23 protein-coding genes are annotated in these 23,498 nt (G+C 35.3%); 16 read left to right on the top strand and 7 right to left on the bottom strand.

Going from position 1 to position 23,498, the window contains the following annotated elements:
• The first annotated feature begins 24 nt into the window (after positions 1-24).
• The 4 genes from JJL45_RS01400 (at position 25) to JJL45_RS01385 (ending at position 4,241) form a co-directional block, all read left to right on the top strand.
• Positions 25-1,044, top strand: coding sequence for an outer membrane beta-barrel protein (locus tag JJL45_RS01400; protein WP_068601208.1), 1,020 nt, complete (start codon positions 25-27; stop codon positions 1,042-1,044).
• Between the two features lie 97 nt (positions 1,045-1,141).
• Positions 1,142-2,428: an ammonium transporter gene (locus tag JJL45_RS01395; RefSeq protein WP_068601211.1), complete on the top strand. Its 1,287-nt coding sequence runs from the start codon at positions 1,142-1,144 to the stop codon at positions 2,426-2,428.
• Between the two features lie 213 nt (positions 2,429-2,641).
• Positions 2,642-2,980 carry a P-II family nitrogen regulator gene (locus JJL45_RS01390; protein ID WP_068601213.1) on the top strand — a complete coding sequence of 113 codons (339 nt, stop codon included), beginning with the start codon at positions 2,642-2,644 and terminating at the stop codon, positions 2,978-2,980.
• A 34-nt stretch (positions 2,981-3,014) separates the two neighbouring features.
• Positions 3,015-4,241 carry an ammonium transporter gene (locus JJL45_RS01385; protein WP_068601215.1) on the top strand — a complete coding sequence of 409 codons (1,227 nt, stop codon included), beginning with the start codon at positions 3,015-3,017 and terminating at the stop codon, positions 4,239-4,241.
• A 354-nt stretch (positions 4,242-4,595) separates the two neighbouring features.
• Here the strand turns inward: JJL45_RS01385 and JJL45_RS01380 are convergent, their stop codons facing one another.
• Complete coding sequence (locus tag JJL45_RS01380) at positions 4,596-7,187, bottom strand: phosphoenolpyruvate carboxylase (protein WP_068601217.1); 2,592 nt, start codon at positions 7,185-7,187, stop codon at positions 4,596-4,598.
• A 294-nt stretch (positions 7,188-7,481) separates the two neighbouring features.
• Here JJL45_RS01380 and JJL45_RS01375 point away from each other — a divergent pair, with 294 nt between their 5' ends.
• From JJL45_RS01375 to nadB, 4 genes are all read left to right on the top strand, one after another.
• Positions 7,482-9,290 (top strand): hypothetical protein, encoded by a 1,809-nt coding sequence (locus JJL45_RS01375; protein WP_068601219.1) that lies wholly within the window; start codon positions 7,482-7,484, stop codon positions 9,288-9,290.
• Positions 9,291-9,329: 39 nt separating this feature from the next.
• The gene (locus tag JJL45_RS01370; RefSeq protein WP_068601222.1) at positions 9,330-9,605 is read left to right on the top strand and encodes a hypothetical protein; all 276 of its coding nucleotides are present in this window, start codon (positions 9,330-9,332) and stop codon (positions 9,603-9,605) included.
• A gap of 278 nt (positions 9,606-9,883) precedes the next feature.
• On the top strand, positions 9,884-10,810 hold the full coding sequence (nadA, locus tag JJL45_RS01365; protein WP_067144975.1) for a quinolinate synthase NadA: 927 nt from the start codon (positions 9,884-9,886) through the stop codon (positions 10,808-10,810).
• A gap of 2 nt (positions 10,811-10,812) precedes the next feature.
• A complete protein-coding gene (nadB, locus tag JJL45_RS01360) occupies positions 10,813-12,372 on the top strand; it encodes an L-aspartate oxidase (protein ID WP_068601750.1) in 1,560 nt (519 codons plus the stop codon).
• A 346-nt stretch (positions 12,373-12,718) separates the two neighbouring features.
• On the opposite strand, the gene JJL45_RS01355 is transcribed toward nadB, so the two are convergent.
• Positions 12,719-13,051, bottom strand: a complete 333-nt coding sequence (locus JJL45_RS01355) for a single-stranded DNA-binding protein (RefSeq protein ID WP_068601225.1) — start codon at positions 13,049-13,051, stop codon at positions 12,719-12,721.
• 268 nt (positions 13,052-13,319) lie between these two features.
• Here JJL45_RS01355 and JJL45_RS01350 point away from each other — a divergent pair, with 268 nt between their 5' ends.
• Together JJL45_RS01350 and JJL45_RS01345 are read left to right on the top strand one after the other, a co-directional pair.
• Positions 13,320-13,667: a hypothetical protein gene (locus JJL45_RS01350; protein WP_068601226.1), complete on the top strand. Its 348-nt coding sequence runs from the start codon at positions 13,320-13,322 to the stop codon at positions 13,665-13,667.
• Between the two features lie 70 nt (positions 13,668-13,737).
• Positions 13,738-14,088: a hypothetical protein gene (locus JJL45_RS01345; protein WP_068601228.1), complete on the top strand. Its 351-nt coding sequence runs from the start codon at positions 13,738-13,740 to the stop codon at positions 14,086-14,088.
• A 71-nt stretch (positions 14,089-14,159) separates the two neighbouring features.
• Here the strand turns inward: JJL45_RS01345 and JJL45_RS01340 are convergent, their stop codons facing one another.
• Together JJL45_RS01340 and JJL45_RS01335 are read right to left on the bottom strand one after the other, a co-directional pair.
• Positions 14,160-14,624, bottom strand: a complete 465-nt coding sequence (locus JJL45_RS01340; RefSeq protein ID WP_067144970.1) for a CBS domain-containing protein — start codon at positions 14,622-14,624, stop codon at positions 14,160-14,162.
• Positions 14,625-14,870: 246 nt separating this feature from the next.
• Positions 14,871-15,395, bottom strand: a complete 525-nt coding sequence (locus tag JJL45_RS01335; RefSeq protein ID WP_202664213.1) for a hypothetical protein — start codon at positions 15,393-15,395, stop codon at positions 14,871-14,873.
• Positions 15,396-15,549: 154 nt separating this feature from the next.
• On the opposite strand from JJL45_RS01335, the gene JJL45_RS01330 reads away from it, so the two are divergent.
• The 4 genes from JJL45_RS01330 to JJL45_RS01315 all read left to right on the top strand — a co-directional run bounded on the left by JJL45_RS01330 (position 15,550) and on the right by JJL45_RS01315 (position 19,480).
• On the top strand, positions 15,550-16,500 hold the full coding sequence (locus JJL45_RS01330) for an NAD-dependent epimerase/dehydratase family protein (RefSeq protein WP_068601232.1): 951 nt from the start codon (positions 15,550-15,552) through the stop codon (positions 16,498-16,500).
• Between the two features lie 35 nt (positions 16,501-16,535).
• Positions 16,536-17,126 carry a HupE/UreJ family protein gene (locus JJL45_RS01325; protein WP_067144967.1) on the top strand — a complete coding sequence of 197 codons (591 nt, stop codon included), beginning with the start codon at positions 16,536-16,538 and terminating at the stop codon, positions 17,124-17,126.
• 284 nt (positions 17,127-17,410) lie between these two features.
• Positions 17,411-17,842, top strand: a complete 432-nt coding sequence (locus JJL45_RS01320; protein ID WP_068601235.1) for a deoxycytidylate deaminase — start codon at positions 17,411-17,413, stop codon at positions 17,840-17,842.
• 6 nt (positions 17,843-17,848) lie between these two features.
• Entirely contained in the window at positions 17,849-19,480 is a 1,632-nt protein-coding gene (locus JJL45_RS01315; protein ID WP_068601237.1) for a S41 family peptidase, read from the top strand.
• Between the two features lie 93 nt (positions 19,481-19,573).
• Here JJL45_RS01315 and JJL45_RS01310 read toward each other — a convergent pair whose 3' ends face one another.
• Genes JJL45_RS01310 through JJL45_RS01300 form a run of 3 tightly spaced genes read right to left on the bottom strand, consistent with a single transcriptional unit; the run spans position 19,574 to position 20,993 of the window.
• Positions 19,574-20,182 carry an FAD-dependent oxidoreductase gene (locus JJL45_RS01310; RefSeq protein WP_068601239.1) on the bottom strand — a complete coding sequence of 203 codons (609 nt, stop codon included), beginning with the start codon at positions 20,180-20,182 and terminating at the stop codon, positions 19,574-19,576.
• Positions 20,182-20,385, bottom strand: a complete 204-nt coding sequence (locus tag JJL45_RS01305) for a hypothetical protein (protein ID WP_068601242.1) — start codon at positions 20,383-20,385, stop codon at positions 20,182-20,184. The genes JJL45_RS01310 and JJL45_RS01305 overlap by 1 nt, the downstream gene beginning before the upstream one ends.
• A 14-nt stretch (positions 20,386-20,399) precedes the next feature.
• Positions 20,400-20,993, bottom strand: a complete 594-nt coding sequence (locus JJL45_RS01300; RefSeq protein WP_067144958.1) for a MarC family protein — start codon at positions 20,991-20,993, stop codon at positions 20,400-20,402.
• 203 nt (positions 20,994-21,196) lie between these two features.
• Between JJL45_RS01300 and JJL45_RS01295 the strand changes: the two genes are divergently transcribed.
• Both JJL45_RS01295 and JJL45_RS01290 read left to right on the top strand, forming a co-directional pair.
• A complete protein-coding gene (locus JJL45_RS01295; RefSeq protein ID WP_068601244.1) occupies positions 21,197-21,760 on the top strand; it encodes a DUF3109 family protein in 564 nt (187 codons plus the stop codon).
• Positions 21,761-22,222: 462 nt separating this feature from the next.
• The gene (locus JJL45_RS01290) at positions 22,223-23,497 is read left to right on the top strand and encodes a ribonucleotide-diphosphate reductase subunit beta (RefSeq protein WP_068601245.1); all 1,275 of its coding nucleotides are present in this window, start codon (positions 22,223-22,225) and stop codon (positions 23,495-23,497) included.
• The last annotated feature ends 1 nt before the right edge of the window (position 23,498 follow it).

Genomic DNA, 23,498 nt, shown 5'->3' with positions numbered 1-23,498 from the left:
AACAACTTAACAATATTTACAATTATGAAAAAACTATTTACACTATCAGCATTATTACTAGCTAGCGTAGTTTTCGCGCAAGACGAGCCAAAAAAATTATCGATTAGTGGGTCTGTTGATACTTATTATCAAACGTATTTAACTGCTCCAGACAACGAGGGAGTTAGCTTCGGAACTGCTTTCGCAGGACAATCTGGATTTGCCTTAGGTATGGGGAATGTGATTTTTGCTTACGAAGGAAAAAAAGCAGGAGCTGTACTTGATTTAGTAGTTGGCCCAAGAGGTGCTGGTGCTACATTTAGTAATGATATTGTAGATGGTATCGTTAATCAAGCATACGTTTACTGGAATGTTTCTGATAAAACAACTTTAACTTTGGGTAGATGGAATACATTCTTAGGGTATGAGGTAATTGCTCCTGCAGCAAACTTCAACTATAGTACGTCTTATTTATTTTCTAGCGGACCTTTCTCTCATATGGGTTTAAAAGCTGATTTTGCTTTATCTGATGATTTTAGCTTAATGTTAGCAGTAACAAATCCTTGGGATACTAATGATACATCTTTAACTGGTGAGTATGCTCTTGGAGCACAATTAGGTTATAAAGGACAATTTTTAAACCTTTACTACGATAGTGGTAATCACGGAGGTTTAGGATTTGAAATCGATTATACAGGTGGATTCGATTTATCTGATGCATTTTACTTAGGTATAAATGCTGCATATAACGATAATGATGGATCTGGTTTCTATGGTGCTGCCTTATATCCTCAGCTTGCTGCTTCTGATGCTTTTTCTATCGGATTAAGAGGGGAGTACTATGGTACATACCAAGAAGTAGGTGATGATAGTACTGTGTTTGCTACGACATTAACTGGTAGTTACACGATTGAAAACTTAATTATCAAGCCAGAAATTAGATTAGATTCTTGGAATGAAGATATGTACATCGATAACGATTTTAGTTATGATGTTAATGGAACTCCTATTCCAAACTCAAAAAGTTTAGCAGCCTTCACACTTGCTGTGATCTATTCTTTCTAAACCAAGAAAAACAAACCTATAAAGAGGGAGGGTAAAGTAAAGTCATAACCATCTTTTTTTACGCTCCTTTAATTAACTAACCAAAAATATATTAATTATGTCAATATTAAATTTGCCCCTATTAATTCAAGATGTTGCTGCAACCAAAGCCGACATTGAAGGTATCATAGGTGATATGGGAATGTTGTGGATGCTAATCTCAGGGATTTTGGTATTCTTGATGCAGGCTGGATTTACCTTAGTAGAGTCGGGAATGACACGTGCTAAGAACGTTGTAAATATTGCAATGAAAAACGTTTTAGATATCGCCGTTGGATCGATTGTATTCTGGTTCATGGGATATTCTTTAATGTATGGATCTACCAATGGGTGGATTGGATGGAGTGGTTTTATGTATAACCAAGGACCAGCCGATTTGTTTTTCCAAACCGTTTTCTGTGCGACTACAGCAACAATCGTTTCTGGAGCTATTGCAGGTAGAACAAAATACACAACTTACATTTTATTTTCTTTAGTGATGACGGCTGTTATCTATCCAATTTCTGGTGGATGGCAATGGAATGGCGATGGATGGTTAGCTCAAATGGGCTTCATCGATTTCGCTGGATCTTCAATCGTACATGCTGTTGGTGGATGGGCTGCCTTAGTTGGTGCTGCTTTAGTAGGACCTAGAATTGGTAAATACATCAATGGTCAAGCTGTTACTATTCCTGGACACAACAAATTATTAGCAACTTTAGGGGTTTTCATCCTTTGGTTCGGATGGTTTGGTTTCAACGGTGGTTCTCAATTAGCTTGGGGAGGTGATGATGCTGTAGGTGCTTCTATGGTAGTTTTAGTAACGAACCTAGCAGCTTCTGCTGGTGCAGTTGGTGCGCTTTTCTTATCATGGTTCAAATACAAAAAACCAAACTTAGATATGACTTTAAACGGTGCCTTAGCTGGTTTAGTGAGTATTACTGCAGGTTGTGGAAACATGACAGAAGGTGGTGCTTTAATCGCTGGTTTCATAGGTGGTCTTTTAGTGGTATTCTCTATGGAATTTATAGAGCAAAAATTAAAAATTGACGATGCTGTAGGTGCTGCTTCTGTACACGGTGTATGTGGTGCATGGGGTACTTTAGTAATCGGTCTATGGGGAGTTGATGGAGATACAGCTATTGGATTATTCAATGGTGGTGGATCTGCGCAATTCGTAACTCAATTAATAGGAACAGTGTCTTATGCTGTTTGGGCTTTATTAACGGCGTTCATCTTCTTCTTTATTCTTAAGAAAACATTAGGATTAAGAGTAACTGAAAAAGAAGAAGTAGAAGGATTAGATCTTTCTGAGCACGGTACTTTAGCTTACCCAGGTAAGAGACAAAGAGAAATAGAAGAATAAACTCTTCTAAACTGAATAACGTTAGTTTTTAAAATGAAAACTCAAATGTTTATTAAGATTTAAGTGATTAAGTTTAAGTTTATAGAAAGATGCCTGCTGATAAAGCAGGTATTCTTTTGTGTTTACAGTATTAGCATATAGTTAACAGGAAAAATCTTAAGAAGCATATAAATTTTTATATTTGAAACCTAACCATTAAAACGAAATGATATTATGAAAAAAATTGAAGCAATTATTAGAAAATCTAAGTACCGCGTGGTAAAGGAAGCTCTTCATGAAGTTGGAGTGAATTTTTTCTCGTATTGGGATGTTACCGGCTTAGGAAATGAAAAGGAAGGTCATGTTTACCGTGGTGTTTCTTATAGTACAAGTGATATTCAACGTAGATACTTGTCTATTGTAGTAAATGACGATTTTGAAGAGATTACCATTAAAACGATTCTTAATTCTGCTGCTACAGGGGAAGTAGGTGATGGAAAAATTTTCGTTTCTGATGTTAGTGAATGCTACAGAATTCGTACAGGAGAAAAAGGTGGAGACACATTAAAATAAACTAATAAATACACAAAAAACTAATTAAAGATTTATGGAATTATTAACAATTAATAATGTATGGATGATGGTCTGTACAGCGCTCGTTTTCTTTATGCATACAGGATTTGCATTTTTGGAAATTGGTTTAACAAGACAGAAAAATACCATCAACATATTATTTAAAAACATTTTTATTATTACAATTGGCTTACTACTTTATTATATAGTAGGGTTCAATTTAATGTACCCAGGATTTGCTGAAGATTCTGCTGGTATTTTTGATTTCGCAGGATTTGGTATTGCACCTCCTGAAAACGGAATGACGCCTGAATATGCCGATGGTGGTTATACTTGGTGGACTGATTTCTTATTTCAAGGTATGTTTGCTGCTACAGCTGCAACGATTGTATCTGGAGCGGTAGCTGAGCGTATGAAAATCGGACCTTTCATGATTTTTACAATCATTTACGTTGGATTGGTTTACCCAATCGCTGGTTCTTGGAAATGGGGTGGCGGATTTTTAGATCAAATGGGATTCTATGATTTTGCTGGTTCTACTTTAGTACACTCTGTTGGTGGATGGGCTGCTTTAGTCGCTGTTTGGTTATTAGGTTCTCGTATCGGGAAATTTAAAAATGGAAAGCCTCAGGCGATTCCTGGTCATAGTATTCCTTTAGCGACTGCAGGGGTATTAATTCTTTGGTTAGGATGGTTCGGATTTAATGGTGGTTCTGTACTTTCTGCCGATCCTAGTTTAACCTCTTTAACTTTAGTAACTACATGTTTAGCTGCAGCTGCCGGTGGTGTAGTATCGGCTTTAGTGTCGTTCTTTAAATACAAAAACTTAGATTTAACCATGTTTTTAAATGGTATTTTAGGTGGATTAGTGGGTATTACTGCTGGTGCGGATGTAATGACTCCTGAAAGTGCTATTATTATTGGTGCTATTGCTGGAGCACTTATCGTTTTTGCAGTGAGTTTTGTAGATGCTATTAAATTAGATGATCCTGTTGGAGCCATTGCCGTACACTTAATTTGTGGTATTTGGGGAACTTTAGCTGTTGGAATCTTTTCAACTAACCCAGAGCATAGCTTTGTAGTACAACTTATTGGTGTGGCATGTTATGCAGGATTTTGTTTAGTAACCTCTTTTATTATTATTTTTACGCTTAAGAAGACTCTAGGTATTAGAGTATCTGAAAGAGAAGAATTAGAAGGATTAGATGCACATGAGCACGGTATGGATGCTTATCCAGACTTCAGACTTAATGAGCATTAATATGATATAGCTATTATCAATTAATTTGTTAAAAGGATGTTTTGCTTTATGTGAAACATCCTTTTTTTGTTTCTATACCTGTTTTGATCGTTATCTATAGTTGCCGTATTCGTGTCTGAAACAGCCTTTTGTAGGTGTATTGGGTAATAGGGAATACTGGTTTTATTCAGGTTTGTTCTTTGTGATATAGGATGAAATTAGTGTTTTAATTAGAGGTTTTGAAATCGTTCGTGATTATAAAGGTTTAGAATTATAGTCTTGGTTTTGATACAGTACTTAATCAATTTAACAAAAAAACCTCCACAACTGTATGTGAAGGTTTTTTATTTATAATATAATTCGAAAAGCGATTTACTAAGCTGAATTTCTACTTGCATTAATATTTCCGAATAACGAACGCGTTACAATTTTCTCAAAAATTAACTTTTCAGGATCATCGGCAGGAACTCCCGCTTTTTCTAACTCCTGAACCTTTTTAAGGGCGTATTGCTGAATCGTTAATAACGGTAGTACGATAGATTCTCTAACTTCAATTGAAGCCTTTCCTGTTGGCTCATTTTGCATTAAAGTTTCATATCCCGTAAGCTTTAAAAGCAAACGTTTTGTGGTTTCGTATTCCGTGTGGATGATGTTCCAAAAAGCACCAAATTCTTCGTCGTTAGACATGTATTTTGTCAGGTTAAAGAAAGACTTTGTTAGTGACATCATACTGTTTTCAAGAAGCGTTTTAAAGAACTTGTTGTTTTTGTAAAGTTGTTCAACCTTATCAAACTCGCCGCGATCTTCGTATTTTTTCAACGCGGTTCCTACACCGTAAAATCCAGGAACGTTTTGTTTTAATTGGCTCCAAGATCCTACAAAAGGAATAGCTCTTAAATCAGAGAATACTAATTTATCTGAAGAACCACGTTTTGATGGTCTACTACCAATGTTTGTTTTTGCATAATACTTTAAAGTACTCATGCGCTCCAAGTAAGGAATAAACATCTCATGACTCTTAAAGTCTTTGTAAACTTGGTAACTGGTTTCAGCTAAATCGGTCATAACAGCACGATCTTCGTCAGAAAGTTTGTTTTTCTCACTGCCTATACGGTTTGTTACACCCGAACTAATTAACTGTTCTAAGTTGAATTGAGACGAGTTTAATGTTCCGAAATTAGAACTAATCGTTTGACCTTGAATAGTAAGTTGTACTTCTTTATCTTCAATAGTAGGACCTAAAGAAGAATAGAAGTTATGCGTTTTTCCTCCTCCACGTGCTGGTGGTCCACCACGTCCGTCAAAGAATATGGCGGTAATACCATATTTTCTAGACATTTCGGTTAGCAATTCTTTGGCTTTGTAAATTCCCCAGTTAGCCATTAAGTAACCACCGTCTTTAGTTCCATCAGAGAAACCTAGCATGATAGTTTGTTTATTGCCTCTAGCTTTTAAGTGCGCCATATAAGCAGGGTTGGTGTACAATTGTTCCATAACCCCAGGAGCATTTTCTAAATCTGGAATAGTTTCAAAAAGCGGTGCTAAATCAACGGTTAGATCATCTTGGAATGATACCATTTTCAACATGGCAAAAAGTTGCATCATGTTTAATGCCGTCTGGTTGTTACTAATAATGTATCGGTTAGCCCCACGTTCACCATTCATTTTCTGAATTTGCTTAATAACCTGTATCGTTTTTAACGTGTTATAGGTCATTTCATCTTCAAAAACATCTAAATCGGTTATGACATCAGTAGTTTTCGATAAAATATCGATTTGTTCTTCTTCAGATAAATCATGGTAATTTTCAGGTAAGCAAGAGTTTCCGCTTGCTAGTAATTGATCGACAACATTAGTGAAAACACTGTGGTGAATTCTACTATCTTGTCTAATATCTAAGGTGGCAAAACGGTATCCGAATAGGTGAATGCGATTAATTAAATTATTAATCTCATTTTCGTATAACGATTGGTGTTGCTCAACTACTATTTTTCTAATACTTAAAAGTTCTTCAGTCAATTCCTTTACCGAAATGGCTTTTTTACTTTTAAGGTTAATACTGTAATCGTATAAAATCGTTTCTAATTTAATGATACGATCTTCAACGCCTTTAAAAGTTAGTTTTCTTCTTAAATTCTTAAGGTCTTCATAGTATTTCTTAAGAATCGCTTTTTTAAGCTTTTTAGCTACTTTTAAAGTGGTTTCAGGCTTCACAAACGGATTTCCATCACGGTCACCTCCTGGCCAGAAACCAATGTTAATAATCTCATTATGCTTTTGTTCGTCAGCATAAATATTCGTTTGAATGTAATTGTAAATTTTACCAAACGACGTATAGAATACATTCTCTAAATACCATATTAAGCTTTTAGCTTCATCGTATGGTGTTGGTTTTTTATGCTTAAAGAAAGGTGTTTTACCTAACTGCCCAAAAAGGTTATTAATTTCAGATAAATTATTCTGTTCAATGGCTTTAGATAAATCGGTAATAATTCCTAATACCGAACCTGGGTAAAACTGTGTAGGGTGTGCCGTTAAAACGATACGTACCTTAAAGTCATCTAAATAAGCTTTTAACTCATCTAAATTGTATTCAGCCTGTGCTTTATCTTTTAAGTTTCTTAGGGTTCCTACACCTTCCATGTTGTTTACAATAGGAAAGGCAGCATCTTCAATCGCATCAAAGAGTACAACTTGTCTTTCTATGTATTGAATGAATCGGAACAATAAGTTGATCTGGCTTTCTTTGTTTCTACGCGCTTGGTATTTTTCAAAAAAAGTATCAACTATCGTTGTGGGATTGTCGCCGTTTTCGAACCCTTTTTTACAAGTTTCGTGAAATAGCGGAAGTAATACGCCTGTTTTGGTTACGGCATCAAAGGGTAATGTCATGAAGATACTGTTGAATATCTGGTATTTAGACAAGACGCTTTGATTAAATCGTGTTAATTTTGGCTCTATTGACATGTTATGGTTCTATTGAATTTTACGCATAAAAGTACTAAAGCTTAAGGGAAACACATAGTCTTATCAAAGTTTTATCAATATTTGCTGATAAGGGATTTCTCGTTGTGAAAAATGAAATAAAAGACAGTTTAATCCAAAGTTTTTGTAATTAGTTTTTGAACGAAAAGACAACAAAATGAGTTAAAAAGTGGCTTTTTTGGTCTTTTTAGTGCGAAAAATGCTTGGTTTAAGTATGACATAAGTCATGTTTTTAGCTAAGATGTCGTCCTATCTTTGTAGCTCAAAATATAAATTATGAAAAAGACACATTCGTTCCATATTCCAGTTATGGGTATCGGTTTTACCATCGATACACCTTTGAAAGTGGCACAATATGGTATGGACTCTGTAATTTCGTTAGTAGATGATATTCTACTCGAGAAATTACGGAAAATGTATAGCGAGAAGTTTGAGGTACCTTACCAAGAAATCACCGATAAAATTGATGATTTTAGAGCAAAAAGAATAACCTCATATTTAAATTTAATTAGTGATTTAGCCGATAAAAAGTTTGAAGCTTTAAAAAATTTAACCTCTAAAACAAGCGATGATATTTTGGCTTACATCAATATGTTGCCAAATAATTCTAAGCTTAAAGCAGAATATAAAAAGCTTACCGAAAAGGAGTTTAATTTTACTGAAGTGAAGCGTTGGGCATCAAATAACTTAGTTATGGGTTCTATTGATGTGAACATTATGACTAAAGTTGACAAAGACAATTACAAGGATAAGGAGTTGTTGCCAACCGAATATAACGATGCGCATGCCGCTTTGCGTGGTTTTGCAAACAGTAAGTTGAATTCTTCTGTAGTGCTTTCGGCAGGGATGAACCCGAGACTGTACAGTTATATGGCCCAGTTTAATGATTTCTTTCCTAATAAAAATGGTCAGTTTAAAAAGCGCATCATTTTAAAGGTTAGTGATTATAGATCGGCGTTAATTCAAGGTAAATTTTTAGCTAAAAAAGGACTTTGGGTTTCAGAATACAGAATTGAATCTGGGTTGAATTGTGGTGGCCATGCTTTTGCTACTGATGGGTATTTATTAGGACCTGTTTTAGCGGAGTTTAAAACAAATAGAAAAGCTTTACAAGAAACCATTCAACAAGTTTTGTTTCAGGAACTTGAAAATTTAAACAAAACCATGCCTGAAGCAGATTTAACTTTCGAAGTTACGGCGCAAGGTGGTGTTGGTACCGAAGAAGAGCATAACTTTTTAATTGAAGAATATGATTTAGACTCAGTAGGTTGGGGAAGTCCTTTTTTACTAGTTCCAGAAGCGACAACTGTTGATGATAGTACTTTACAAAAGCTTGTAAATGCTAAGGAAAAAGACTTATATTTAAGCGATATTTCGCCTCTAGGGATTCCGTTTAATAATTTAAAAAACAACACCAAGGATCTCGAAAAGCAAGTGAATATTGATAAAAATAGACCAGGTAGTGCTTGTCCAAAGAAATTTGTGGCCCTTAATAAGGAGTTTAAAGAAACTGGAATTTGTACGGCCTCAAGAGAATATCAACATTTAAAAATAAAGGCTTTAGACGAGCAAGGTCTGGACTCCGAATCATATAAGAAAGCGTTTAATAAAATAATTGAAAAGTCTTGTACTTGTGTAGGGTTAGGAACTTCAGCATTGTTGGCCTATGGTTTAGATACCAAAGTGGAAGGTGAAGGGGTATCGGTTTGTCCAGGGCCTAATATGGCATATTACTCGAAAGTCATGAGTTTGGCGAATATGACCGATCATATTTACGGAAGAGCAAATATGGTATCACGAGCCGATCGTCCAAATTTATTTGTGAAGGAGCTAGCCATTTATATGGATTTCCTAAAAAATAAATTCGAAGAGGCTAAGGTTGATATGAATAAAAAGGAGGAGAAGTATTTGAAAACCTTTACAACCAATATGAAAGCTGGGGTAGCCTACTATCAGGAATTGTTTAATGGTGTTAAAGATAGTTTTCAAGATATAAGAAGTTCAGTGCTTAGCGAGCTTGAAAAAACGGAAGCGGTGTTAAATCAAATGCAATTAGATATTCAAAATTTATCAGTTAAGTTTTAAATATCAATATAACTAAGTATAAATTTAAAAGTCAACAAAATGAAAAAATTAATATTAGCTGTGTTGATTGCTGTAGGTGTTACTTTTTTAGTAACCTATACCTACAATCAAAGTCAACAAGAAACAGCAACGGAATCTAAAATAGCATTAAATTACATTACAGGCTGGAAAGATGGGTATTGTGAAGGTTGGAAGTTCGTAAAAGGTACTGATTGCCCTGCTGTCCCTACAGCCGAGGATTGTGGTGAGTGCCCAAACACATATAAAGCTGGTTTTAGTATGGCCTTTAAGGCAGGAATGAAAGCAGCCAAATAATAAGTAAGCCTTAATTATTATAAGGATTTGTAAACTCTTTACTGTGAAGTAAAGAGTTTTTTTATGGATAAAAATAAAGGGATTTCTATTTTGTTAATTTTTAGAGGGAATCATTTCAGAAACATTAAAAGATGCAATAAATAGGGCGTAGGTTGTTAATTTGATGCTTTTTTTTGATAGAATCTCATTTAATAAAATTAATAATTAGGATATTTGTATCTTTATAGGTGGTTAATGGCTGCCAATTATGAATTTCAAATTGTTCCAGAAACTTTAAAATGGATTTAGTAAAAGAAATACAACGCCTTAAGAAGGAGAAAAATGCTGTGATCTTAGCGCATTATTATCAAGTGCCAGAGATACAAGATATTGCAGATTATGTTGGTGATAGTTTAGGCTTGTCTCAAAAAGCTGCAGAAACTGATGCCGATATCATTGTATTTGCAGGAGTACATTTTATGGCTGAAACCGCCAAAATATTAAACCCAACTAAAAAAGTTGTATTACCGGATTTAGATGCAGGTTGTTCGCTAGCTGATTCTTGTCCGCCAGACGCCTTCGAGAAATTCACTAAAGCACATCCCGATCATATCGTGATTACTTATGTGAATTGTTCTGCAGAGATAAAAGCCCTTACAGATATTGTTTGTACATCATCTAATGCTTTAAAAATTGTAAACTCTATTCCTAAAGATCAACCTATCATTTTTGCTCCAGATAGAAATTTAGGGCAATATATTATAAATGAAACAGGTAGAGACATGTTGCTTTGGGATGGTAGCTGTATTGTTCACGAAGCTTTTTCAATGGAAAAACTTTTAGACTTACATAAAAAATATCCAGATTATAAAATCATTGCGCATCCAGAATCGGAAACTCATATTCTAAACACGGCAACTTATATTGGGTCTACTTCAGGGATGATAGACTATGTGAGACAGCACCAAGATCAAAAATTTATCGTGGCTACCGAAGCTGGTATTCTTCATAAAATGCAAGAAGAAATGCCAAATACAGAATTGGTTCCTGCTCCTGCTAAGGAAGATAATACCTGCGCTTGTAGCGAATGCCACTTCATGAAAATGAATACCCTTCAGAAATTACACGATTGCTTACTTAACGAATCGCCACAGGTGGATGTTGATGAAGCAATACGCGAACGTGCTTTATTACCTATTCAACGTATGTTAGACCTTTCTAAATAATGATGATGACTTCAGATTATTTAGTTATTGGGTCTGGTGTTGCCGGGTTAACATTTGCAGTAAAAATTGCTGAAAAATTTTCAGATCGTAAGGTAGTTATCGTTACTAAAGCTAGTGAGGATGAGTCAAATACCAAATACGCTCAAGGCGGTGTTGCCATTGTTTTAAATAAAGAAGAAGATTCTTTTAAAAAACATATTAAGGATACTTTAATTGCTGGCGACGGACTTTGTAACAAAGAGGTCGTTAAAATGGTAGTTAATGAAGGTCCAGACCGTTTTGAAGAACTTTTATTATGGGGTGCAAATTTTGATGCTAACGATGCTGGAAAGTTCGACCTAGGAAAAGAAGGTGGGCACTCCGAATACCGTATCGCACATCATAAAGATATTACAGGTTTCGAAATTGAGCGCGCCCTACTTACTCGAGCACACCAATTACCTAATATTTCTATATTACCGCATCATTTTGCCATCGATTTAGTAACCAATCACCATATTGAAGGGAAAGATCCCGACGATTTATGTTGCTATGGGGCCTATGTGATGAATCAAAATACAGGTGAGATTTTCACCATAAAATCTAATAGTATCCTTTTAGCTTCTGGAGGTATTGGTCGTGTATACGGGCATACCACAAATCCTGTTATTGCTACAGGCGATGGTGTTGCAATGGCACACCGTGCTAAGGCACGCATTAAGGACATGGAGTTTATACAATTTCACCCTACAGCACTTTATGATGCTAAAGGCGAATCGTCTTTTTTAATCTCTGAGGCTGTTAGAGGCTTCGGAGCCATTTTAAGAAATGGTAAAGGGTATCGCTTTATGCCCGATTATGATGAGCGCGCCGAATTGGCGTCTCGTGATATAGTATCGCAAAGTATCGATAACGAATTGAAAAAATCGGGAGATTCGCATGTGTACTTAGATTGTACACATTTGGATATGGATGGTTTTATGGCGCATTTCCCAAACATTTATGAAAAGTGTTTGGAGCACCATATCGATATTAAAACCGACTGGATTCCTGTAGTACCGGCTTGTCACTATTTGTGTGGTGGGGTAGATGTGGATATGCTTGGTAAAACCACGATCGATAATTTGTATGCCTGTGGCGAATGTACTAGAACCGGTTTACACGGGGCTAACCGTTTGGCGTCAAATTCACTGTTAGAAGCTTTGGTTTATGCTCATAATATTTATAAGCACTTAGCCGAAAGTGATAATACCGTAAAGGATGTTAATATTCCCGATTGGAACGACGACGGTACTGTAATTCCTAAGGAACATGTACTGGTACAGCATAACTTAAAACAAGTTCAGGCGATTATGCGTGACTATGTGGGTATTGTTAGAAGTAACAAGCGTTTGAAAAGTGCCCTAAAACACTTAGATGTAATTTCTAGTGAAGTAGAAGATTTGTATAAAGAATCAAGAATTTCTACAACTCTTTGTGAGCTTCGTAACATGATTAGTGTCGCCTATTTAATTATCTGGCAGTCTTTAGAGCGTACAGAAAATAAAGGCGGTTACTACAACTTGGATAATATTAAAAAGTAAAATTTTATAGTCTTTATAAAATTAAGTGTGACGATAAATGCACGATAAATAATATTTACTAAGCCTGCTTAACCTATTATGTGATTCATAATTTGGTTTAAGCAGGCTTAGTGTTTTTAGGAGCTTTATTAAAAGCCTTTTATATCTTTAATTTGTCAGTCCGAGACTTTCGAAAACTAATTTAATTTCGAACTTGATAAAGATATTTCCTGAAAAACATATCATGCCAATTCTTGTTTGTCAGTCCGAGCCTTTCGAAGACCAATTGTATTCGAACATTAAAAAGATAGGTCGATAAGTTTCATGCAACTAAAACTTAACTTTTCAGATAACTCCTATTGTTGTGTTATTTTCCCAGCATTAAAAGCTCGTTGCAAACAATTTCGGTCATGAATTTTTTTTGGCCTTGTTTATCATCATATGTTCTAGATGTCAGTTTGCCTTCAATAGCGACTTCTTTACCTTTTCCAACATATTTTTCAATAATGTCGGCTGTTTTCCCCCAAGCAACCACATAATGCCATTGGGTATCCGTTATTTTTTCACCCTTCGCGTTGGTGTAATAGTCGTTTGTGGCTAGTCTGAATTTTGCCATCTTTTTTCCCGAGTCTAAATTGGTGATTTCTGGATCGTTTCCTAAGTTTCCAATCAACTGTACTTTGTTTCTAAGCGTGTTCATAATTTAAATTTTTTCGTTAAACAGTTAATACTAGTGTTCATGTCTGTTTGAATGTGAATTTTATCAAACAAGGACAGGGCAAAGATGCGATAGCTTCAAAGTTTTAGTCGGTAATTACATGTTTAAAATCGTTTGTAAACGTTTGTAGTCGTTTGAAAATGGATGTATTTTGTTTGTAGGTTTTTGCTTTCAATGTGATTTTGTTGTATGTTTGGTAATGTGTGGAAGGGATTTGAAATAAAATATTTTGAATTAAAACTTAAAACAAATGAAATACGTTGAATTTAATATTAACACGAATAAAATAGAATTCACAAATTCTGTACTCGGATTGGAGCATGTTTTAATAAACGGTAAGAAAGTTTCAAGTAAATTTTCAATATCTGGAACTGAACATAAATTCGAAATGAATTCCAAAAATTATATATTGAAATCTACAGCCAGATTATTGGCCAAAAGTGACATTAATATCCAACTTTTTGAAAATGGAAAGTTAATTGAAACGAGCAGTCTTGGTTATAATAAAAACCACCGCATGTACTGGATGGCTTTTGGCGTGTTTTTTGGTTTGCTTAGTTTTAAGCTTGGGGAAATTCTAGTTGGTAATCTATTGTGAAAAAACCATTAGAAATCCACCATAAAACACAAGCAAAGGTGGTTAGATTCAATATTATAAAACCCGATTAATGGATAAGAAATGTTTAGAATGCGGCGATAAAATTGTTGGACGTATCGATAAGAAATTTTGCTGTGACGCCTGTAGAAACGCGTATAACAATCGCGTGAATAAGGATAGCAAAAACCTCATTCGTAATACCAATAATCGCCTACGTAAAAACTACCGCATTTTAGAAAGCCTAAACCCGAACCAGAAAACCAAAACCTCACGAGCCAAACTTATCGAAGCCGGATTCGACTTTAATTATTTCACGAGTATTTATAGGACTAAAGCGAATACGGTATATTATTTCGTCTACGATCAAGGGTATTTGCCTTTGGAAAACGATTTTTATGCACTTGTAAAACGAGAGGGGTAAATCAAAAAAAAGCCTTCAGCCAAAAAAGAGCTAAAAGCTTTAAATAAATTGCAGTGTGTAAAATTATAATATTATTTCCACGTCTGACCTTTCATAGTCATAGCGGCTTTTAGGATGTCTTTCTGACTTATTTGTCCAACGAGTTTGCCTTTTTCAATAATTGGGAACCTACGGCGCTTCGATTCTAAAAATTTCTTAGCGGCATCGAAAATATTCATATTGCCGTCTATGGTTTCAACTTCAGAAATCATGTGTTTTTCAATCGTCTGATCTTGTAAAGGCATGTTGTAGTAACGGCTTTCGCTAATTTGTTTAATGCAATCACCTTCAGAAATAATGCCAACAAGTTCATTTTTTCTGTTTACAACTGGGCCACCAGATATTCTATTTTTTATTAATGATTGCATCACGCTTTCGATCGTTTGGTCTGGCCGGAATGTAATTAAATTACGGCTCATATAATCGCTTACGGTTAATGATGGTGTTGTGGTGGTGCCAGTACGCTTTCTTGCGCCTATAAAACTCTTTATCCCCATAGTAGTTAGATTTTTTGGTAATCCTAAATATAATGTATTTAATTTGGAATTCCTAATATAATTGGAGATAAACTATTGGTTAACACGGTTATAGTGTTGAGGTAGGTGTTTAACAGGGGTGTGGCTGACTTTTAATCAGATTAATTTGAGAAGGCGAAACTCATGTCATGCCGTAGAAAAAACAATTTAAATTAAGGTTTTTTATGAATCCTTAATCCTAGATGTTGCGCTTAAAACGAGAAATGTTTATTGAGGTTTTACAATGTTGATGGCGTCAAACTCTGCTTTTTTATTCATTTGAAGGTTTAAATTCGAAAAAGCTACCAATACTTCCTCAACACTGGCCTCTAGCTCCTTTTCGCTAGTGGTGCCCAGATTAAACAAACTTTCCAGTTTATAAAATTTAGTTTCTACAACCAAAATACGCGCCTCAATTGAAGGAGATTTTATAGTGCCAGGAATGGTTGCTTTCAACTCTTTAAAAGCGTCTTTTATTGTTTTTTCATTATCCTTAAAAAAGTGTAAGTCGCTAGCCTTTACCTTCTCGATAACATCTTGAAGTTTATAATACTCGGTCCAATCCTTAATTTGAGCTTGTACTTTATTGTCTATGGAAAACTCGGTGTAATCGAAACTTTTAATGTCGTTTTCAGAAATGAGTTTACTGTTATCGACTTCAGTTTCGGTTGCTGCTGTTTGATCGGGATCTTTTTTACAATTCCAAAGTAGGATACTTATGCCGACTAACCATAAAAATTTATTACGCATCATTTTCATTTTGAGACAATAGGCTACAAAGATATAGGAATAGTTGATTTTATAATAACATAGCTGGATAGCAAATTAAGAATATTTCGATCTTTTTGTAGATTATTTTTAACGAAAACTTATTATTTTTGAAAATTCTTTATAAACACCTTGAATATTGAGCTCTAAAATACTAATTATTGGTGCCTGTGGGCAAATTGGATCAGAATTAACTTTTAAGTTGCGAAGCATTTACGGCGATGAAAATGTGGTCGCTAGTGATATAAGTTATAGTAACTTAGATATTGTTAATTCAGGACTGTTCGAAATTGTTGATGCCAAAGATTATGCAAGTGTAAAAACTTGTGTTGAAAAGTTTAATATTGATACCGTTTATTTAATGGCCGCGATGTTAAGTGCAACAGGGGAAAAATATCCTATGGAAGCCTGGGACTTAAACATGACCTCGTTATTTCATGTGTTAAACTTAGCCAAGGATAATTTTATAAAAAAAGTGTTTTGGCCTTCTAGTATCGCTGTTTTTGGACCGACAACCCCTAAAGAATACACGCCACAATATACCATTATGGAGCCTACAACGGTTTATGGGATGACCAAACAAGTTGGGGAGCGCTGGTGTGAATATTATTTCAATAAATATCAGGTTGATGTGAGAAGTTTGCGTTACCCGGGTATTATCAGTTGGAAAACCTTGCCAGGAGGTGGAACTACCGATTATGCTGTAGAGATCTACCATGAAGCCATAAAAAACAAATCTTATCAATGTTTTTTAAAAGATGAAAGTGAATTGCCTATGATGTTTATGGATGATGCCATTAAAGCTACTGTAGATATCATGCAAGCTAAAGCTGAAGATATTAAAATCCGTTCTTCCTATAATTTGGCGGCAGTAAGTTTTACGCCAGAGGATATTACTGAATCCATAAAAAAGCAAATTCCTGAGTTTGAAATATCTTATAAACCCGATTACAGGCAGGATATCGCCAACAGTTGGCCAAAAAGTATTAACGACTCCTATGCGAGGCAAGATTGGAAATGGAAACATCAATTTTCTTTAGATGATATCACAGAGGAGATGTTGTCGCAACTCCGTTTAAAATATAATTAATTGTATATCTTTGAACCACCCAAATTGTTATAATTATGCTTGAAAATTTCTGGTTTCACGTGGAATATGGTATCAACCATGTGCTTGATATTAATGCTTACGATCATGTTTTGTTTTTAATCGTATTGGCTGTGCCGTATTTGTTTAAAGATTGGAAACGTGTATTGCTTTTGGTAACCATGTTTACTTTAGGGCATACTTTGTCTTTAATATTGGCAAGCTATGGGGTGGTAAGTATTAATGCTTCCATTGTGGAGTTTTTAATTCCTATAACTATTTTAATCATTGCACTTTTTAATGTGTTTACCGCTGGAAAAGGAGCGCAAAAAGAAAAGGTTGGTGTCTTGTTTTTGTCGACCTTATTTTTTGGATTAATCCACGGATTAGGGTTTGCTAGAGAGTTTAGAATCCTTTTGGGGGATTCTGATAGTAAATTATTGCTGCTTTTTGAGTTTGCTTTGGGTATTGAAATCGCCCAAGTGATTATCGTGTTTTTAGTCTTATTTTTAGGTTATTTAGTACAAACGATTTTTAGGTTTTCTAAGCGTGATTGGGTGATGGTTATTTCGGCTATTGTTGTAGGTTTAGTTATTCCTATGATCTTGAATAGCGATTTTTTAGCTTAAAAACAGACTTTACTTATTCCTGTCTTTCAGTTAAAGGCTGAATATGCTTAAATTATTCTTAAAATTTAACGGGCTTACGTTGTAATTAAAATACGAAGCACCTATCTTCGTTAATCAGAATGGATTAGAGTTCGAACGTGAATTTGCGTTAAGGATTGCAGTGGAAATCCTTTTGCTTTTTTCAGCAAAAGATTGCAGCGTAAAGCCTGACCCGAATTGTAGTAAGGTTCCCGTTTTAACGAGGACTTGAAATGAGGGTAACGCCCTAATGATTATAATTTTTAATGCCAGAACACAAACAATTAAAGTACGACAAAGCGTATTTGCGCATTGCTCAGGAGTGGGGTAAATTATCGTATTGTAATCGCCGACAAGTAGGAGCGATTATCGTGAAAGATAGAATGATTATTTCCGACGGATATAATGGAACACCTTCCGGATTTGAAAATTTTTGCGAAGACGATGAAGGTTACACAAAATGGTATGTGTTACATGCTGAGGCCAATGCCATTCTAAAAGTAGCGGCTTCAACACAATCGTGTAAAGGTGCAACCCTGTATATTACCATGTCGCCATGCAAAGAGTGTAGTAAACTTATACATCAAGCAGGCATTATAAAAGTGGTGTATCACCAAGCTTATAAGGATGATTCCGGATTGAAATTCTTAGAAAAAGCGGGTATAAAACTTAAAAGAATAGAAGATTTAAAAGCATAACGTTTTATGGCTTTTCAAAAAAAATACCTTCCCTTATTTATAGGTGCTGCAATTGCGGCGGGTATTTTTATTGGCGGAAAATTAAGCTTTAGAGATTCGCCAGACCGTTTATTTACTACCAATAGCAAGAAAGATAAGCTTAACAGACTCATTGATTATATTGAATACGATTATGTGGATGATGTCAATACCGATAGTATTGTTGATGTTACTGTGAACGGAATTCTTGAGAATTTAGATCCGCATTCCGTATATATTCCCAAGGAAGACATGCAGCGAGTTGCCGAAGAAATGAAAGGTGATTTTGTGGGTATTGGTGTGAGTTTTTATACCTATAAAGATTCGATTGCGGTGATTCGTGCCATTGAAGGCGGACCAAGTGCGAAGGCTGGGATTAAAGGTGGCGACCGTATTATTTTTGCAGATGGCGATACCTTGTTTGGGAAAAATATTGAAGATGGCGCTTTGGTTAAAAAACTTAAAGGACCTATAAATTCTAAAGTGAATTTAACGGTGTATCGACGCGGCGAACCCGAACTATTAAAATTCTCGGTAAAACGCGATCATATTCCTATAAATAGTGTGGATGCTTATTACATGCTTACCGACAAGCTAGGCTATATTAAGGTGAATCGCTTTGCTGAGTCTACCTATAAAGAATTCCGAAAAGGCATTCAAGAGCTCGAGGCTTTGGGAGCTACCGAGATTGCTTTAGACTTAAGAGGAAACCCTGGAGGCTTTTTGGGGATTGCCGAGCAGATTGCTGATGAGTTTTTAGAGGATGATAAGCTTATTTTGTTTACTAAAAACAAGCGCGGCGATATCGAGGAGAGTTTTGCAACCAGCAAAGGGGACTTTGAAAACGGTAAAGTTTATGTTATGATTGATGAAAACTCTGCTTCGGCAAGTGAGATTGTAGCAGGAGCTTTGCAGGATAACGATATAGGTACCATTGTGGGTCGTCGATCTTATGGTAAGGGATTGGTGCAACGTGAAATGGATTTGGGTGATGGTTCTGCGGTGCGATTAACGGTTTCTAGATATTATACGCCTACGGGGCGTTCTATTCAGCGGCCTTACGATCAGGGTAATAAAGATTATTATGATGAGTATTTTGATAGAATTACCAGTGGTGAGCTTTTAGATCCTGAGAAAATTCATGTCGACGATTCCTTAAAATTTGAAACCCCAGGCGGAAAAATTGTGTACGGCGGCGGCGGTATCATCCCCGATGTTTTTGTGCCCATTGATAGCAGCATGCAAAATGAAACCCTTTCCTTTTTATTGCGTCGTGGGTTTTTTGGAAACTTTGTGTTTGAAGAACTTGAAAAAGACCGTCATCTCTACGATGGTGTTTCAAGGCGTGAATTTATTGATAATTTTGAAGTGGGTGATGACCTCGTTTTTGCTTTTCAGGATTATTTAAATCTGCGTTCCGATTCTAAAGTGACTTTCGTGGCTTATCATGATGAGGTGAAGCAATACATTAAAGCAACTTTAGCCGATCAGCTTTACGGGAATGGGGCTTTTGAAGAAGTGTACAATCAAACCGATATCATGATTGAAGAGGTGGTGCGCTTGAGTCGTGGTGAAGTTGTTGATGATGTTGAGGATGCAGACTTTGAAAGCGGAGAGTAGGGTAGACGTTAGTTTGCTTTTGCTTGAAGGTTCATGCTGTAAAACATCCTGAAAATGACAAAGATTCTAGAGTTAAATTATTTGAATTCGAGATTACCCCGCAACCTTATCATGCACCTTCACATGTTTACCATCATTCCAAATGGTTAAAATTTCGGTAGCCACATGAGCGCCACTTCCTGAAGCTATGGCAAACTGACTGCGCCAACCTGCTAAAGTGCCAGCCACATATAGGTTTTCTTCAATAAGGTGATCGGTATTTTTTAGCCAGATACGATTTTTTTCGGCTGCAGCTCTAGGATGGGCTTCAATATAAGGCTCCAAGCCTTCAATGGTCATAAAGTTAGTGTAACCTACCGCGATAACCCCTATTTTGGTGAGGTATGTGTTTCTGTTTGTGGTTACGCTATAAGTATCGTCTTGTTTGGTGATGCTTAAAACCTTTTCGTGGTCTATTTGCTCAACGTGCGGGTATAAGTTCGCGAGTTGATTTTTGCCGTCTTCTAAAATACTTTCCCCAGTGGTTCCTGGGGTTAGTCCTAAAACATTATTGAATAGGGCTGTTTGTAAATGTGATGTTTTTTGGTGTACGATGATACCAATCTTTTTATCGCTAGCAAAAGCCTTGTTTTTTGCAGAACCTAAAACTAAAGTGCAAGATAAACCTGCAGCGCCACCACCAATAATAAGGGCATCGTACATTATTTTCTGTTTTTTACTTTTTGTTCGATGCGTTTTGAAGTACGTAAAATGGCCATCATAACAATAACACAAAGTGATGCAACAATGGTAATTATAGCAATCATGCTTTCGCCTTCAAACGGTGCGTTAAAATCCAATTGCGTACAATTAAAAATGATTAAGCCTAAAGCAATGATGCTTAGTATAATGGTGAAAATTTTCATTGGTAAATAAATTTTTAAATAAGCTCAAACAACGCTTTAATGTTGTGGGCAAATAGTTTTACGGCAATGGCTAGTAGCACCACACCAAATACTTTTCTAATGATGTTGATACCGTTCTGTCCTATTAAACGTTCGATCTTAGCTGATGTTTTAAGCACGATAAAGATAATGATAACATTTAATAATACCGCAATTATGATATTTTCGGTAGCGAACTCAGCACGTAAGGATAGTAAGGTGGTTAAACTTCCTGGTCCTGCAATAAGCGGGAATGCTAAAGGGAAAACAGCTGTTGTCATGGCATCGTGTTCTTCTTGTTTGTAAAGTGTGATACCTAAAATCATTTCTAAGGCAATAAAAAATAGGATAAATGAACCAGCAACAGCAAACGAATTGACATCGATACCAATAAGGTTTAAAATGCTTTTTCCTAGAAATAGGAACATAATTAATATGACTCCAGCAATAATCGAGGCTTTCTCACTTTGAATCTGTCCAGCCTTTTTTCGCAAATCGATAACAATGGGAATGTTTCCAACAATATCAATTACAGCGAATAAAATCATGAATGCTGTAAATATTTCTTTAAAATTGAATTTTAGTTCCATAGGTATTAAATTGTTAACCTAGTAATAACACTTGGTTTTTTTAGTTTTGTATTTTATATTCTTTTAAGAAAATTCTAAATTAAAAATCTGTTTTTCAGGTAATTTTGAATTTTCGGCAAAAATATACCATTATTGCCGAATAATCTTAAAAGTTTACGCTAAAGTTTGTTTATTTTTGCCCACGATTTTAATAGGTGATTTTTATGTTTCAGTTAGGGAAAACTATTGTCTCAGAAGATGTAGTAAAGAAGGATTTTTTATGCAATCTGTCGGCTTGTAAAGGTGCTTGTTGTATAGATGGGGATGCTGGTGCACCTCTAGATGCTGAGGAAGCTAAAATTCTGGATGATATTTATCCGAAGGTTAAGCCTTTTTTGCGACAAGCAGGTATTGACGCTATTGAGGAACAAGGTACTTATACCGAAACTGAAGATGGTGATTTAGAAACCACGTTAATTGATGGCGCAGATTGTGCTTATGTTATTTTTGATGACAAAAATGTGGCGCTTTGTGCTATTGAGGAAGCCTATAATCAAGGAGAGATCACTTGGAAAAAGCCTGTGTCTTGTCATTTGTATCCTGTAAGAGTTCAGGATTACTCCGAATTTTCGGCAGTTAATTATCATAAATGGCAAATTTGTGACGATGCCTGTGCCCTTGGTCAGGAGTTGCAAGTGCCTATCTATAAATTTGTAAAGGAAGGTCTGATTCGTAAATTTGGAATAGACTGGTATATCGAATTAGAGAAGGTTGCTGCGTCTATGTAGCTTTCTAATTTATCTGTTAATAACGCTTAAAACCCCTTTAAATTAAGGGTTTTAACTGTAAAAATCATTAAATTTTTTTGTAAACTTTTTGAAGTTTTAAAACTTGTAAAACACACATTTATAGCGTTTTAAGTGGTTTTTTGTGTAAACTTATTGATTTTTAGTGTTTTCAATGTTTGTTAAAAACTTGTTGAAAAGCTTTCTTCTTTTTTGTTAAAACATATCAATCATTTTACAATCTTTGTTCTGCTCAAAATACAAGAATAGAATCCTTTTTTTAGCCTGTTAATAAACTTGTTAAAAATGTATTTTGAAATCACCGAATACCTTTTTTAATAAATCTTAGCTTTAAAGAAGTCTTTTTACTCAATGGGCTTTATAGCGAATGAGGTGGATTTAAAGTCGTTATTCGGGAATGTTAGTTGCTATATTAATTAAATAATCTAAATCAGCGCCACAACCATGGAGATTACCCACATTATTAAACGCGATTACGACACAACCCCTTTTGTGTTGGAAAAGATCACAAATGCCATTGAAAAGGCAATGCTTTCTGTAAATCACGGCACTCGTGAAGATGCAGAAGACATTTCAAACAAAGTGTTCGAAGGCCTTTTGGCTCGAAAAGCTTTAGATGCACGCTACGTGCCAACTGTAGAGCAAGTTCAAGATATTGTTGAAGATAAATTGATGGGTAGTGCCTTCCATGATGCAGCAAAGGCTTATATATTATATCGTGACGAACAAAATAGAAAGCGTCAAACAAATATTTTTGAAAAACGTATCAATTTAAAGCCTTATGAATATCCTGATTTATATGAATATGTAAATGCTATTAGACATTCATATTGGATCCATAGTGAATTTAATTTCACAAGTGATATTCAAGATTTTAAAACCGGACTAAGTTCAGTTGAAAAATCGGCTATAAAGAATACCATGTTAGCCATTTCACAAATTGAAGTTGCTGTAAAAACATTCTGGGGCGATATTTATCAAAAAATGCCAAAACCTGAAATTGGTTCGGTTGGAGCTACTTTTGCCGAAAGTGAAGTGCGTCATCATGATGCATATTCTCACCTTCTTGAGATTTTAGGATTAAATTCTGAATTTAAATCTATAAAAAAGAAGCCGGTAATTATGCGTCGTGTACACTATTTAGAAACGGCACTTAAAAATTCTAAAAGTGAAAATATTCAGGAGTATGCTGAATCTATTTTGTTGTTTTCTTTATTTATCGAGCATGTTTCGCTATTCTCTCAGTTTTTAATTATTATGGCCTTCAATAAGCATAAAAACATGCTGAAGGGTATATCGAATGTGGTAGAAGCAACATCAAAAGAAGAGCAAATTCATGGCGATTTCGGAATTGATGTTATAAATATTATAAAGAAAGAAAACCCGAAATGGTTTGGAGAAGAATACAACGAAAAAATCCAAATCATTTGTAAAGAAGCTTTTGAAGCCGAAAGCGATATCATCGATTGGATTTTTGAAGAAGGCGAGTTAGATTTTCTTCCAAAAGATGTTATAAACGAGTTTATTAAAAATCGTTTTAATAACTCACTAGAAAGTATTGGTATAGGTAAGGTGTTTACTGTGAACGAAAAATTAGTAGCAGAAACCGAATGGTTTGATGATGAAATTATAGGTACCAAACACGGCGATTTCTTTGTGAAACGCTCAATCAACTATAGTAAAAGAACAAAAAGTATAACCAGCGATGACCTATTTTAAT

Origin of the sequence: Tamlana sp. s12 (assembly GCF_016767215.1) — a bacterium.
GTDB classification, from domain to species: Bacteria; Bacteroidota; Bacteroidia; order Flavobacteriales; family Flavobacteriaceae; genus Pseudotamlana; species Pseudotamlana agarivorans.
Note: the sequence above shows the minus strand (reverse complement) of the source record. Positions and strands in the feature narration are given on the sequence as shown.